The sequence below is a fragment of the Aeromonas sp. MTB genome (assembly GCF_056632455.1).
Window position 1 is genome coordinate 266715 of the sequence record NZ_CP147026.1, and the last position, 14430, is coordinate 281144.

Here is a 14430-nt window from a genome sequence, read left to right on the forward strand (position 1 = left end):
TCGTCTAAAGGCAGAAAATGAGATGTTTCCGATGCTGAACCACACTCTGCTCTCAATGATTCATTATGGCAGCATAGCGGTGCTGATCCTTGCCCTCTGTGTCGAGTATCTGATCTTTCGGCGCGGCCTGAACATGCTGCGAGTGCGCCGCCTGCTGCTGGCAGATGGGGTGGCGGCGCTGGCGCTCTTCTCTATCTTTGCCACCGGGTCTCTGCTGGCCCTCGAGCATGCCAGCTCGGTGGCAGAGATCTTTGCCCATCCTGCCCACGGCCTCAAGATGGGGCTGTTTCTGCTGATTGTCGGCTCCCTCGTTTATCCCAGCCGCCTCTTCTATCGCTGGCGTCGCGCCCTGCGTCTGGGCAAGGCGCCGATGATCTCCATTCAGCAGCACTTCCGGGTGGTGTGGATCCTGCGTGGCAATCTGCTACTGATTGCCCTGTTGGCCGTGTTCACCAAGCCTTCGCTGCTGTAACACTCGCTGTGCTCAAAAGCAGTGCGATGCAGAGCGTGGAGAGCGAGAACGAAGACAAAGAGTGGAGACAAGAGGATAGGGAGGCGGGTATCTTGGAGCGGATAACCCGTCACGCGCCGATTTAAGGAAGAATCGCCATGCGCTCCAATCTGATGTTGCTGATGGCTGCCACCATCTGGGGTATGGGCTTTGTCGCCCAGCGCCTCGGGATGGATCACATGGGGCCCTATACCTTCAATGGCCTGCGCTTTCTGCTCGGCGCCCTCTCCCTGCTGCCGCTGCTCTGGTGGCTCAAATCCCGACAACCTGTTGCCATCGCGGGCGACCATCGCCAACTGCTGATCGGTGGTGTGCTGGCCGGGCTGGTGCTGTTCTGTGCCGCCTCCCTGCAGCAAGTGGGGCTGCTCTATACCACTGCCGCCAAGGCCGGTTTCATCACCGGGCTCTACATCATTCTGGTGCCGGTACTGGGGCTACTGCTGCGCCACAAGAGCGGCCTCAATACCTGGATCGGCGCCATCATCGCGCTGGCCGGTCTCTATGTGTTGAGCGTCACCGACGAGTTCACCATCGGCTTTGGCGATCTGTTGCAGGTGGTCGGTGCTCTCTTCTGGGCTGTGCATCTGCTGCTGGTGGATCACTACTCCAACCGGGTTGCCCCCATCAAGCTCGCCGGGGTGCAGTTCGTGGTCTGCGGCCTGCTCAGCCTCGCCACTGCTTTTGTTATCGAAACCCCGACTGTTAGCGGCGCAGCGGCCGGTTGGCAGGCGCTGCTCTATGCCGGGCTGGTATCGGTCGGGGTCGGTTATACCCTGCAGGTGGTGGGGCAGCGGGGCGCTCATCCGGCCCACGCCGCCATCATCCTCAGTCTGGAGACCGTGTTTGCCGCCGTGGGTGGCGTGTTGCTGCTGGGGGAGACGCTGGACGAGCGCGCTATCGCCGGTTGCGCCCTGATGTTGGCGGGAATGCTTATCTCTCAAATCCGGCTGCGCTGGTGGTGGAAGTCGCGCCGAGACAAGGTGCCTGTGACCAAGTAAACCGCGCTCGCAGCATAACAAAACGCCCCGACTGTCGGGGCGTTTTGCATGGTGGCTGTTTGGATCAGGGGCGCTGATCCAGCTCGCGCTCCAGCTCTACCGCCTTCTGACGGGCCGGATGGGTATTGAGACGCTGCCAATAGGCTTGCAGGTGCGAGAAGTGGGCCAGCTGACCACTTTGCGCCAGCAGATCCACCAGGAAGGAGTTCATGATGTCGGCGCCGGAGAGGCGATCCCCCACCAGATAGTGGCGACTCGCCAGTACCTCATTGAGGTAGCCCAGCACCTTGGCACACTCCGCCTTGGCGTAGTCCGGCAGGAAGCGCATCGGGCTGCCATCCTTGCGCACGAACATGTCGAGCAGCAGCGGTAGGATGCCGGAGCTCTCGGCAAAGTGAAGCCACTGCAGGTATTCGGGATACTCCGGGCTATCTGGTGCCGGTGCCAGCCGATCCGGGGCGTAGCGGGCAATCAGGTACTCGGTGATAGCACCTGATTCGGCCAGCACCCGGCCGTCGAGCTCGATGACCGGCGACTTGCCGAGAGGGTGAATGGCTTTGAGCTCGGGCGGTGCCAGAAAGGTGGTGGCATCGCGCTGATACGCCTTGATCTCATAGGGCTGGCACAGCTCTTCGAGCAGCCAGATGATGCGCTGGGAGCGGGATTTGTTCAGGTGGTGCAGGACTATCATAACGACCTCGATTCGGTGGCAGGATGGGGTATACGAGCAGGCGAGGGGGGCGGTTCACCGATGGCTAAAAAAGAGCGGGCTTGATGCCCGCTCCCTTGCTGACTGACTCAGGCCTCCAGCGCCTGATCCAGATCCGCCAGTATGTCCTCGATCGCCTCGATCCCGACCGACAGCCGGATCATCTCGGGTTTCACCCCAGCTTTGGCCTGCTCCTCCTCGCTCAGCTGGCGATGTGTGGTGGAGGCGGGGTGGCAGGCCAGCGACTTGGCATCGCCGATGTTCACCAGCCGCTTGAAGATCTTCAGCGCATCGTAGAAGCGCACGCCCGCCTCGTAGCCATCCTTCAGACCGAACGAGAGGATGGCCGAGGGGCGGCCGGCCATGTATTTCTCCGCCAGCAGATAGTGCGGGTGACCCGGCAGACCGGCGTAGCTGACCCAGGCCACCTTGGGGTGATGCTTGAGGTGGTTGGCAACCCGCAGGGCGTTATCCACGTGGCGCTCCATGCGCAGGCTCAGGGTCTCCAGCCCTTGCAGCAGCAGGAAGGCGTTCATCGGCGCCAGCGCCGCGCCGGTATTGCGCAGCGGCACGGTACGCACCCGCCCGATAAAGGCAGCGGGGCCAAAGGCCTCGGTGTAGACCACCCCGTGGTAGGAGGGTTCGGGTTTGGTCAGCTGAGGGAAGCGCTCGGCGTGATCCGCCCAGGGGAACTTGCCCGAGTCGACCACCACGCCGCCCAGCGAGTTGCCGTGGCCGCCGACATATTTGGTCAGGCTGTGAACGACAATGTCGGCGCCATGTTCGATGGGCTTGCACAAGACCGGGGTGGCGACCGTGTTGTCGACGATGAGCGGCACACCGCGGGCGTGGGCGGCCTTGGCCAGCGCGGCCAGATCGACGATGTTGCCCGCCGGGTTGCCGATGCTCTCGCAGTAGACCGCCTTGGTCTTGTCGTCGATCAGGGCGGCGATGGCCTCGGCGCTGTCATCCTTGGCGAAGCGCACCTCGACCCCGAAACTCGGCAGCATGTGGGCGAACAGGGTGTAGGTGCCGCCATAGAGCTGGGGCGTGGAGACAATGTTGTCACCGGCGGCGGTCAGCGCCTGAATGGCGTAGGTGATGGCGGCGGAACCTGCCGAGACCACCAGCGCGGCGATCCCCCCTTCCAGCGCGGCCATCCGCTGCTCCAGCACATCGTTGGTGGGGTTCATGATGCGGGTGTAGATGTTGCCCGGCACCGCCAGATTGAACAGATCCGCCCCGTGCTGGGCGCTCTCGAACTCGTAGGCCACCGTCTGGTAGATGGGCACGGCGACCGCCTTGGTGGTGGGGTCGCTGGAAAAGCCATGGTGCAGGGCCAGGGTCGCATCTTTCATCACACACTCCTTGTTGGATGTTGCTTGTCGCAGTTATAGATGGATAGACGTCCAATCTATCAGGCCCGTGGCCGATGTAAACAGCAAGATCCGGCAAAGCAATGTCGCCTGCAGGGGATGCGCCTCCTGAGTGGTTGGCATGGCCCGCACTCAGAGACGACGGCGATACTCCTTGTCATCGATCTGGTTCATATCCCACTGCATCAGGTGGTTGAGCTGCTGCATGGGATCCTCGATGAGCGGCAAGGGGCGTGGCAGGATCCGCTTGAAGTAACGGCGCAAGGTCTGCTGGATCCGGTTCGGTTTGATGGGGTTGGCGTGGCTCATGATGGTGCTCCTCTGCTGTGGTTCTCACGTTCATCAGCAGTATTGAGCTAAAATGCGGAAGTAAAAACTGATGACTTACAGCAACAGGATTTCCTCTTTTATGCCGACCGGTCGCCTCTACCAGCAATTTCAACGACTCGCCCAGCTGCTTGGCAGCGACGAGCAGGAGATCAGCCTCGCCGAGGTAGCGGATCTGCTCTGCTGCACCCCGCGCAACGCCCGTCTGCTGCTGCGGCGGATGCAGGATCAGGGCTGGCTCAGCTGGTCGGCGGAAGCGGGGCGGGGGAGGCGCTCCCGGCTCACCCTGCTCGACAGTCAGGAGAGCCTGACCCGGCGCCGCTTGCGGGATCTGCTCAGTCAGGGCCAGCTGGCGCAGGCGGTGCGGCTGGCCGAGGATCGCCTCGATCTTCTCACTCCGTTGCTGATCGAACAGCTCGGTCAGGCCACCCGCGAGGGGCGCCAGATCCTGCGGGTGCCCTACTACCGACCGCTGCCGCAGTTGCTGCCCACCGGCCCGATGCGCCGCTCCGAAATTCACCTGAGCCGCCAGATCTTCAACGGTCTCACCCGGCGAAATGAGGAAAATGGGGAAATCGAAGGGGATCTCGCCCACCACTGGGAGTGTCTGGGCCCCTGCCACTGGCGCTTCTACCTGCGTCCGGCGGTGCGCTTTCAGCACGGTCGCGAGCTGGTGGTGGAAGATGTGATGGAGAGTCTGCAGGCCCTGCGGGATCGCCCGCTGTTTTCCCATCTGGTTCGGCTGGAGAGCCCCTGGCCGCGCACCCTGGATCTCTATCTCGACAGTCCGGATCCCTGGCTGCCCCACCTGCTGGCGGAGCCGGTGGCGACCATTTTGCCACGGGAGCTCAAGGGGGAGGCGGGCTTTGCCCTGCAACCTGTGGGCACCGGCCCTTACCGGGTGGCCGCCAACGATCCCCTGCATCTTTGCCTTGCGGCGTTTGACGACTACTTCGGCCTGCGCGCCCTGCTCGACGAGATCGATATCTGGATGCTGCCTGAACTGGCGGAGCGGCTGGAGACCCACCTGCAGCTGGGACGCGACAGCCCTGAGCTCGGTACCATGCGCGGCGAATCGGAGCTGGAGTCGGGCTGCTACTTCCTGCTGCAGGACGATCGTTCCGGATCCTTGCAGGATCCCGCCCTGCGCCAGTGGCTCGGCCAGTTGCTCAATCCGGTGGCTCTGATGGGGCGGGTCGCCCCCGAGTTGCAACGGGGCTGGACCAGCGCCCTCGGCCTGTTGCCCCACTGGCGCGAAGCGCTGCCCGCGCCCTTGCCCACACCGGCGCAGTTGCCGGGAAGACTGGTGCTTGCCTGCTTCAACCAGCATCTGGAGTTCAACGAGTGCGCCAACGCCATGAGCAGCCTGCTGGCCGAACAGGGGATCAGGCTGGAGGTGCGCACCCTCGATTACGGTCGCTGGGTGAGTGGCGAGGATGAAGATGTGGATCTCTGGCTCGGCACCCTCAACCTCGAACATGCCGGCCCCTTTGCCCCCTACGCCTGGTTGCAGGGCACCCCGTTGCTGCGCAAGGTGTGGAGCAGTCAGCATGAGTTGTGGCAAGGGTTGATGCAGTGGCGCGCCAGCGGTGAGGAGCCCGGCCCCCGCGCCCTGCTGGCAACTGTGCAGCAGCAGAGCTGGTTTGTGCCGTTGTTTCACCACTGGCTGGAGCTGGAGAGCCGGGTCGGCGTGCACGGGGTGCGGATGACGGCGCTCGGCTGGTTCGATTTTCGCAGCGCCTGGCTGCGGCCCGAGCCGCCCCATCAGCCCGCAGAGGCGCCATAGTTCGTCCAATTTCTGTCGCGGCCGACGAGTGCTCCGGGGCCGCTTGCGTGAAAGATTCGTAAATCGGCCGCTGCTGCACAGTTTGTGTCACGCCTCTGTGCCATGCTGTTTCAGGTTATGGACAGCAGAGCAAATGAGGAAAACGATGAGCAACAATTCAGACAGTTCCGCAGGAAAATGCCCGGTCATGCACGGGGGAACCACCTCCGTCGAGACGTCCAGAATGGAGTGGTGGCCGAAGAGCCTCAACCTCGACATTCTTCACCAACACGATACCAAGACCAATCCGCTGGGGGCCGGTTTCAACTATCGGGAAGCCTTGAAGGGGCTCGATATGGCGGCCCTCAAGCAGGATGTGACCGCCCTGATGACCGACAGTCAGGAGTGGTGGCCCGCCGACTGGGGTCACTACGGCGGCCTGATGATCCGCATGGCCTGGCACTCGGCCGGGACTTATCGCATCGCCGATGGTCGTGGCGGTGGCGGCAGTGGCAACCAGCGTTTTGCCCCCCTCAACTCCTGGCCGGATAACGCTAACCTCGACAAGGCCCGTCGCCTGCTGTGGCCCATCAAGAAGAAGTACGGCAACAAGATCAGCTGGGCCGATTTGATTATTCTGGCGGGCACCGTGGCCTATGAGTCCATGGGGCTCAAGACCTTCGGCTTCGCCTTTGGCCGCGAGGATATCTGGCACCCGGAGAAGGATATCTACTGGGGATCGGAGAAAGAGTGGCTGGCGCCCAGCGGCAAGCCGGGCGGTCGTTACTCCGGCGAGCGGGATCTGGAAAACCCGCTGGCGGCGGTGATGATGGGGCTTATCTACGTCAACCCGGAAGGGGTGGATGGCCAGCCCGATCCCCTGAAAACCGCGCAGGATATGCGAGTCACCTTCGCCCGCATGGCGATGGATGATGAAGAGACGGTGGCGCTGACCGCCGGTGGCCACACCGTCGGCAAGGCTCACGGCAACGGCGATGCCAAACAGCTTGGCCCCGAGCCGGAAGGGGCCAGCCTCGAGGAGCAGGGGCTCGGCTGGATCAATCACCACAGCCGCGGCATCGGCCGCAACACAGTGACCAGCGGCATCGAAGGGGCCTGGACCACCCACCCGACCCAATGGGACAACGGCTACTTCGAGCTGCTGTTCAAGTACGACTGGTGGTTGCAAAAATCACCGGCGGGGGCCCATCAGTGGGAACCGATCAATATCGCCGAAGAGGATATGCCGGTGGATGTGGAGGATCCGTCGATCCGCTGCAAACCCATGATGACGGATGCCGATATGGCGCTCAAATTCGATCCCGAGTATCGCAAGATTGCCGAGCGCTTCCGCGATGACCCGGCGGCCTTCTCCGACGCCTTCGCCCGCGCCTGGTTCAAGTTGACCCACAGGGATATGGGGCCGAAGAGCCGCTATGTCGGCCCCTATGTGCCGACAGAAGATCTGATCTGGCAGGATCCGGTGCCTGCCGGCCGTGCCGATTATGACGTGGCGGCGGTCAAGGCCAGGATTGCCGCCAGCGGCCTCTCCATCAGCGAGCGGGTCACTACAGCCTGGGATAGTGCCCGTACCTTCCGTGGCTCCGACAAGCGGGGCGGTGCCAACGGCGCCCGCATCCGGCTGGCGCCGCAGAAGGATTGGCCGGGCAATGAACCGGCGCGGCTGGCGAAGGTGCTGGCGGTCTATGACAAGCTCGCGGCCGAGTGTGGCGTCAGCGTCGCGGATCTCATTGTGCTGGGGGGCAACCTCGCCATCGAGCAGGCTGCCCAGGCCGCTGGAGTGACGGTGAGCGTGCCGTTTGCGCCGGGCCGGGGGGACGCCACTCAGGCTCAGACCGATGTGGCCTCGTTCGAGGTGTTGGAACCGTTGGCCGACGGCTTCCGTAATTGGCTGAAGCAGGACTATGTGGTGACGGCGGAGGAGCTGCTGCTGGATCGCGCCCAGCTGATGGGGCTCACCGCCTGCGAGATGACGGCGCTGGTCGGCGGGATGCGGGTGCTCGGCACCAACCATGGCGGTTCCGGGCACGGGGTCTTTACCGATCGGGTCGGGGTGCTCAGCAACGACTTCTTCGTCAACCTGACCGACATGGGCTACCAGTGGCTGCCGAAAGCGAGCAATCTCTACGAGATCCGCGATCGCCGCAGCGGCGCGCTGAAGTGGACGGCCACCCGGGTGGATCTGGTGTTCGGCTCCAACTCGGTGCTGCGCGCTTATGCCGAGGTCTATGCCCAGGATGACAACAAGGAGAAGTTTGTCTGTGACTTCATCACCGCCTGGAACAAGGTGATGAATGCGGATCGCTTCGATCTGCTCGGCTAGTCCCCAAGCCGTTTGGTTATCTGCACCAGCCCCGCACACCCAAGATGTGCGGGGCTTTTTACTGCCCGCTTTTTTTGCAGAGCACCAAAACTCGCCGCACTGCGACACCTGCTGGCCGGTATCGCAGGGTCGTGGGCATCCCTGTGCTTGGGCCAGCAGTATCATGTAACATGCTGATCCGCTGGTGATGCCCGGCGGCCACCCATTGGCCACTGATGTCCCATGAACGGACAAGGACAGAAACAAAGAGACAAGGAGTCAACTCATGCTGGAAATGCAGATCCAACCCCGCTTTCAGGAGACGGATGCCCTCGGCCATATCAACAATACGGTGCCGGCGGTTTGGTTCGAATCGGCGCGAGATCCCCTGTTCCGGATCTTCTCCCCCGATCTGGATGTGCATAACTGGCACCTGATCATCGCGGGCTATACGGTGCAGTTCAAACGGGAGCTGTTCTACGGCCAGCCGGTCACCATCAAGACCGGCGTGCGCCGCATCGGCACCAGCTCCTTTACGGTCTGGCAGGAGGCCTGGCAGGGCGGCGAACTGGCCGTCACCGCCGAAACGACCCTGATCCATTTTGACTACCGGGCCCGCCAATCCCTGCCCCTGAGCGATGCTCACCGGGAAGGGCTGCGGGCCTGGCTGACAGAGAGTTAACCACGGGCCGGATGGCCCATCACAGGAGTGTTATGTACAACTCAATGCGCAACACAGCGATCGCGCTGACCCTGGGATTCTGCTCCCTCCCTTCTCTGGCCGCTTCTCTCGCCGAGCAGTTTACCCTGATGGAGAAGGGGGCCGAGAGCGCCCTCGATACCCGTCAATTCAGCCATGACGGCGTCGACATCAAGGCCTGGATCGATGGCGCCCCCGTCATCATCGCCGTGCCCATCATGAACGAGCTGGGCAAGCTGGAAGGGGAGAGCCGCTACTACTTCAAGGGCGGCAAGCTGTTCGGGGTCAAAGAGCCCGCCGCCCAGTTCGCCTTTGATGACAGCGGCAAGCTGACCCAATGGCTGGACGAGAAGGGGCAGCCCGCCGAGTTCGTCAGCAAGATGAGCATGCAGCAGCGTCAGGAGTGGCTCACCAAGCGGGCTGCCGAGCTGAGCAAGCTGTTTGTGGTGAGCGCGGCCGAACAGAAGGTGGCCAAGGGGGGCGTCAAGCTGAAGGGGGCGGATCTCGCTCACTGGCTCTGCAACGGCAAACTGATGGATCTCGCCCACGGCGACAAGGTGATCTTCGAGCAGGATAAGCTGAAGATTGGCGAGCAGGGGATCGAGGGGGAGGTCTCCCTGCGTCAGGATAAGGGGTGGCAGGAGCTGAGCCTCAAGTGCGAGGTGCAGGGCACTCAGGTAACCCGCCTCACCTGGCATCCGCTGCCGGGTGCCAACAAGCCGCAATAAGCGCAATAGCAAGGGGGCCCATAACGGGCCCCCTTCTCATTTGGTGTGTGGCTCCCCCAGCTTGAGCCGGGTGAGTGCCTCGACCCGGCGCCACTGTCCGGGCTCGAACCAGCGGGCCAGCAGCTCCTGCTGCTGTTCGGCCCGGGCCTCGTTCGGCAGTTGTCTGAGCTCGACCAGAAAGCCGCTGAGCTGCTCCTCGAACCCTTGCCGGTTCTGCTCCAGCTGGCGCATCCGATCCACCGCTTCCGGCCCCCCTGTCTCCAGCAGCAGAGCCTCCCGTTTGGCCGGGTCCATCTGCGCCAGCTCTTGCAACTCCTCAAGCAGACGGCTGTTGGCCTCCGCCTCGCGAAACCAGCCCGGTTGCTCCGCCAGCCAGAGATCCAGCTCGCTGGCCAGCTGCGACTTGTCGCTGTCTCTTGCTTCCGCCAGCGCCCTGCGGCGCAGGGTCAGCTGCTCCATCAGCCGATCCTCGGCAAACAGCTGGGCCTGCTCGGCCGGAGTAAAGCTCTGCTGGCGCAGCTGCTCCCGCTCGTCAAACAGGATCTGCAGGCTGGCGAGGGAGATCTCGGTGGGCACCGTCAGGCTGCTCTGGGCGGAGACAAAGGTGCGATAGCGCGCCTGCAGGGCATCGGCGGCCTCCTGCTCGGGATCGTGCGGGTGGCTCTGTGCATGCTGGCTGGCTTGAGCGGGGGATGAGTCTGCCGTCGGTGCTGTGGGCCAGAGCAACACCCCGCCAAGCAGCAGGGTGATGGCGCAGGGCACGACGAGCAGGGTGGCTATCTTCATAGTCCCAGCTCCTTGAGACGGTTGGCATGCTGGCGATAGAGGGTGACCGGATCGGTCTCGAACAGATGGTGGATACCGAAGGACTGGTTCACTTCGTCCAGATGGTTCATCCGGTAGTCGGTGCCGATCACCTTGCCGAGGTGGCTGCTGCAGACCCCGACCAGCCCGTCATTGGGCTCCTTGAAGAAGGCGCCGGTCAGCGCCAGCGCAGGATCCACCGGATCCAGCAGATTGGTCAGGTTGCCGCGTCCGCTCCAGGAGAAGTAGTAGACGCCGTTGCTGGCCTGCATCGGCCCCTCGCCGCAATAGCGGCTGGGCAGCCCCTCCGGGTAGCGCTGGTTGAACTGGCTGGCCCCCTTGCTGGTGAGGGCATCGAGGGCGGCGACCGGATCTTGCGGTAGCTGGCTCCCGCCCGAGAGCAGTGAAATCATGCCGGAGAGGGCGTGGGCCGCGGCGGCCGCCAGTTTCTCGGCGGCACTGCCGGGGGCGGCATTGGCCCGCACCAGATCGGCAATCTCGGAGCCGTAGTTGACGCCGCCGACGCTGGTGGCGGAGGCGACCAGCTCGGGGGCGACCGAGGCGACATAGCGGATGGTGGGGCCGCCGTGGGAGTGGCCGATCAGGTTGACCTTCTCGGCGCCGGTGGCCGCCAGCAGCAGCTCGACCTGGGCGAGCAGTTGCTCCCCCCGTTGCTCCGAACTGGCGGTGGCTGACACCTGGGCCACGTAGACTTTGGCACCATCCCGGCTCAGGGCCTGGGGAATGCCGTAGAAGTAATCGACCCCGAGCAGCTTGTCGAAGCCGAACAGGCCGTGCACCAGCACTATGGGGTAGCGGGTCTGGGTGTATCCGCTGGCGTGTGCCAGCATGGGCAGGGTGCAGAGCAGCACCAGAAGCCATCTCTTTATCATCAGCATCCTTATCAGCATCCTTGTTGATTCGTGAGGAACAGATTGTGTGGCGTACTCCATGTTCGCCGGTGCCAGTATGGTGGCTGCTGACGGGAGAGGCTGTGAGGGGGATCGCAACTCGGGATTCAAAAGGGATTGAGGGTACGGGCGGGGAGGCTGTGCTCCCCGCCCTGCGGCTTATTGCCACTCCACCAAGTGATACTGCTTCTTGCCCCGGCGCAGCAGCAGGTAGCGACCAAACAGCCGATCATCGGCACTCAGCTGTTCATCCTGCTTGATCACACCATTGAGGCTGATGGCCCCCGCCGCCAGCAGCTCGCGGGCGATGCGTTTGGAGTTCGCCAGACCGCAGCTGACCAGCAGGCTGACCAGATCCGTCTCGCCGCTGACGGTGCTGCTCGGCATGCCATCCTGCGCCAGCTGGGCCAGATCGCTCTCGCCGAGGCGGGCCACATCGCCGCTAAACAGCAGCTCGCTGATGCGCTGCACCGCTGCCAGCGCCGCTTTGCCGTGCACCAGCTCGGTCAGCTCGTTCGCCAACACCTGCTGGGCCTGCTTGCGCCCCTGCCGCTTTGCGTCTTCCGCCTCCAGTGCATCAATCTCGCTCAGCGGCATAAAGCTGTAGTAGCGCAGGAAGCGGTAGACATCCTCATCCGCGGTGCCGAGCCAGAACTGGTAGAAGGCGTAAGGGGAGGTGAGCGCCGGATCGAGCCAGACGGCTCCACCCTCGGTCTTGCCGAACTTGGTGCCGTCCGCCTTGGTGATAAGGGGCAGGGTCATGCCGTGCACCTGCGCCTGATGGAGGCGACGGGTGAGATCCATGCCGCTGGTGATGTTGCCCCACTGGTCGTTGCCGCCAATCTGCAGGGTGCAGCCGAGCCGCTGGTGCAGCACCGCAAAGTCGTAGGATTGCAGCAGAGCGTAGGAGAACTCGGTGAACGAGATGCCCTGATCCGGGCGAGCCAGCCGCTGGCGCACCGATTCCCGCGCCAGCATGGCATTGACCGAGAAGTGCTTGCCGATATCCCGCAGAAAATCGAGGGCGGACATCTGCCCCATCCAGTCGCCATTGTTGACCAGTTGCGGGGCCGACAGGCCCTCATCGGCGGGCAGCAGCGCCCTGATTTGGGCCGACAGGCTGGCGACCCAACCCTGCACGGTATCGGCACTGTTGAGGCTGCGCTCGGTCGCCTTGAAGCTGGGATCGCCGATAAGGCCGGTTGCCCCGCCCACCAGTGCCACCGGGGTGTGGCCCGCCAGCTGGAAGCGGCGCAGCATCAAGAGCGGCACCAGATGACCGATATGCAGGCTGCCGGCGGTGGGATCGAACCCGCAATAGACGGTGCGCGGGGTGGCAAGATGATCGGCTAGGGCCGCCGGGTCGGAATTCTGGGCCACAAGGCCGCGCTCGGTCAGCTCATCGAGCAGGTGGGGGTTGATCATGGGTGCTCCAACAACAGGGGGAAAAGCCGTCATCCTCGCCGTTCTGGCTGGTGGCGGATATGTCCCCTCAGGGACAGTTTTGCCACTCTCGTGCTAGCATTCAGCCATAGCGGGGAATCGCTCCCCGTCGCCGGAAACGTGCCACCATGACCCAGCCATTCACCACAGATGCCTTGACCCGCAGCATGACCGAGGTGGTCGATGCCCTGCACAGCAGCGCCTTTGCGGCGGCGCTGGTGCGGCTGATCCAGCAGCAGGTGGCGTTTGATTGTGCCCTGCTGCTCGGGGTGGGGCAGCGGCCCGTCTACCTCTACGACAACCTCAATCATCAGCGGGCTCTGCTGTTTGATCGCTACCTCACCAGCCACTTCAGTCAGGATCCCTTTATGCAGGCGCTGGAGCAGGGCTTGCCTGCTGGCGTCTGGACCCTGGCGCAGGTCTCCCAAGGGCGGCTCGATCCCGAATATCGCTACCACTTCTATCAGGCCACCGGCTGGCAGGAAGAGGTGGGACTGATCCTGCCGGTGCGGGACGGACTGACGCTGATGTTGTTTCTCGGGCGACTCGACAAGCGCAGTACCCTCAGCCGTGACGAGCTGGCGAGGCTGGAGCAGCTGTTCCCGCTGGTGCATTCGCTCTGTCGTCAGCAGTGGCGGCAGAGCCAGCCGTTGTTGGCCCAGAGCACGGCACTGCCAGATAGCGCCAGCCTCAAGATCGCGGTGGAGCTGGCGATGGCGAGTGTCGGGGGCGATAGGCTTACCCGGCGCGAGCGGCAGGTGGCGGAGTTGCTGCTGCAGGGGCTGGATACCGAGGCGATTGCCGCGGAGCTCGGGATTGGCAGTGGCACGGTGAAGAATCACCGCAAGCATCTCTATGGCAAACTGCGGCTCGGCTCGCGGGCCGAGCTGTTCAATCTCTTTCTGAACCACCTCATTACTGCGCCGGTGGAGGCATCCCCCGTTTCATCGATGGGAGATACAACGAGCCCGCCATAGGGCGGGCCGGGGTTACTCGAGGCGCGGGATGGTGGGAGTGGTTTCGGGCAGGATACTGAGCAACTGGTAGCGCTTCATCAACTGCTTGTATTCATCCCCCTGTTTGACCTTGTCCAGCGCCTGTTGCAGGCGGGCAACCTGTTGCTTGTCTGCCCTCAGGTTGAAGGCGAAGCAGTTATCCTGCTCTTCAATGATCGCGACGGTGACAAAATCCTCGCTGGGGAAACCCAGCTCTTTGGCCTGATGGCGCAGCATCACCTCGTTGCCCGCCACCAGATCGGTGCGTGCCATGATGAGCTGGCGCACCACCTGATCCATGCGCTCTACCGACATCATATTGCCCGGGCTGATCCCGCGGTTGAGCAGCAACTGCTCCCCGACATCCGCCTGCATCACACCGATCTGCAGCTTGGCGAGATCCGCTTTGCTGGCCACTTTGGGGGCATCCTGCTTGCGGCCGACCAGCGCGACCCTGGAGTGGCTGATGGGGCAGACCCAGAGGAAGTGGGGATCCCGCTCCTTGGTGTGCGCCGTGGTAAAGAGCACGGCCTCTTGCTGTTGGGTCAGCAGATACCAGCCGCGGGCCCAGGGCAGAAAGTGGATGGGTTGCTCCGGCTCTCCCATTTCACGCCACATCAGGCGTAGCAACTCGACCGCCAACCCCACTGGCTGACCATTTTTATCCTGGCCATTGAGCGGCATGTTCTGCTCCGAATAGTAGATAAGTGCCGGAGCAGGGAGCGCGATAAACAGGGCGAGAGAAGCGAGAGCAGGGAGTAGACGACGCATGATGCACTCCTTGTGCGGGCAGTTACCTAACAGTCTATGTGGCCTTTTCCATAACGTCATGATCCGGTA

At 63.3% G+C, this 14430-nt stretch carries 14 protein-coding genes; 7 read left to right on the forward strand and 7 right to left on the reverse strand.

Annotated features, from left to right (window positions below):
* Window positions 1-31 precede the first annotated feature (31 nt).
* Both WBR25_RS01265 and WBR25_RS01270 read left to right on the forward strand, forming a co-directional pair.
* Window positions 32-472, forward strand: a complete 441-nt coding sequence (locus WBR25_RS01265) for a DUF2214 family protein (protein ID WP_019445450.1) — start codon at window positions 32-34, stop codon at window positions 470-472.
* 137 nt (window positions 473-609) lie between these two features.
* Window positions 610-1509, forward strand: a complete 900-nt coding sequence (locus tag WBR25_RS01270) for a DMT family transporter (protein WP_479749283.1) — start codon at window positions 610-612, stop codon at window positions 1507-1509.
* Window positions 1510-1573: 64 nt separating this feature from the next.
* On the opposite strand, the gene WBR25_RS01275 is transcribed toward WBR25_RS01270, so the two are convergent.
* From WBR25_RS01275 to WBR25_RS01285, 3 genes are all read right to left on the reverse strand, one after another.
* Window positions 1574-2200: a glutathione S-transferase family protein gene (locus tag WBR25_RS01275; protein ID WP_439984677.1), complete on the reverse strand. Its 627-nt coding sequence runs from the start codon at window positions 2198-2200 to the stop codon at window positions 1574-1576.
* Window positions 2201-2307: 107 nt separating this feature from the next.
* On the reverse strand, window positions 2308-3576 hold the full coding sequence (locus tag WBR25_RS01280; RefSeq protein WP_042013457.1) for an O-acetylhomoserine aminocarboxypropyltransferase/cysteine synthase family protein: 1269 nt from the start codon (window positions 3574-3576) through the stop codon (window positions 2308-2310).
* Between the two features lie 150 nt (window positions 3577-3726).
* Window positions 3727-3903, reverse strand: coding sequence for a hypothetical protein (locus WBR25_RS01285; RefSeq protein WP_144716069.1), 177 nt, complete (start codon window positions 3901-3903; stop codon window positions 3727-3729).
* A 100-nt stretch (window positions 3904-4003) separates the two neighbouring features.
* Between WBR25_RS01285 and sgrR the strand changes: the two genes are divergently transcribed.
* From sgrR to WBR25_RS01305, 4 genes are all read left to right on the forward strand, one after another.
* Entirely contained in the window at window positions 4004-5707 is a 1704-nt protein-coding gene (gene sgrR / locus WBR25_RS01290) for an HTH-type transcriptional regulator SgrR (RefSeq protein ID WP_479749284.1), read from the forward strand.
* Between the two features lie 145 nt (window positions 5708-5852).
* A complete protein-coding gene (katG, locus tag WBR25_RS01295; RefSeq protein ID WP_270819464.1) occupies window positions 5853-8030 on the forward strand; it encodes a catalase/peroxidase HPI in 2178 nt (725 codons plus the stop codon).
* A 265-nt stretch (window positions 8031-8295) separates the two neighbouring features.
* Window positions 8296-8691 (forward strand): acyl-CoA thioesterase, encoded by a 396-nt coding sequence (locus WBR25_RS01300; RefSeq protein WP_005336457.1) that lies wholly within the window; start codon window positions 8296-8298, stop codon window positions 8689-8691.
* Window positions 8692-8735: 44 nt separating this feature from the next.
* A complete protein-coding gene (locus WBR25_RS01305) occupies window positions 8736-9437 on the forward strand; it encodes a hypothetical protein (RefSeq protein ID WP_236373559.1) in 702 nt (233 codons plus the stop codon).
* A 36-nt stretch (window positions 9438-9473) separates the two neighbouring features.
* Here WBR25_RS01305 and WBR25_RS01310 read toward each other — a convergent pair whose 3' ends face one another.
* The 3 genes from WBR25_RS01310 to tyrS all read right to left on the reverse strand — a co-directional run bounded on the left by WBR25_RS01310 (window position 9474) and on the right by tyrS (window position 12577).
* A complete protein-coding gene (locus WBR25_RS01310) occupies window positions 9474-10223 on the reverse strand; it encodes a lipase secretion chaperone (RefSeq protein WP_479749285.1) in 750 nt (249 codons plus the stop codon).
* A complete protein-coding gene (locus WBR25_RS01315; protein ID WP_031227935.1) occupies window positions 10220-11131 on the reverse strand; it encodes a lipase family alpha/beta hydrolase in 912 nt (303 codons plus the stop codon). Before WBR25_RS01315 ends, WBR25_RS01310 begins: the two co-directional genes overlap by 4 nt.
* Window positions 11132-11311: 180 nt before the next feature.
* Window positions 11312-12577, reverse strand: coding sequence for a tyrosine--tRNA ligase (gene tyrS, locus WBR25_RS01320; protein WP_265783951.1), 1266 nt, complete (start codon window positions 12575-12577; stop codon window positions 11312-11314).
* A gap of 146 nt (window positions 12578-12723) precedes the next feature.
* On the opposite strand from tyrS, the gene WBR25_RS01325 reads away from it, so the two are divergent.
* Entirely contained in the window at window positions 12724-13572 is an 849-nt protein-coding gene (locus tag WBR25_RS01325; RefSeq protein ID WP_302246210.1) for a helix-turn-helix domain-containing protein, read from the forward strand.
* 12 nt (window positions 13573-13584) lie between these two features.
* Here WBR25_RS01325 and WBR25_RS01330 read toward each other — a convergent pair whose 3' ends face one another.
* On the reverse strand, window positions 13585-14361 hold the full coding sequence (locus WBR25_RS01330; RefSeq protein ID WP_042053448.1) for a substrate-binding periplasmic protein: 777 nt from the start codon (window positions 14359-14361) through the stop codon (window positions 13585-13587).
* Window positions 14362-14430: the final 69 nt, after the last annotated feature.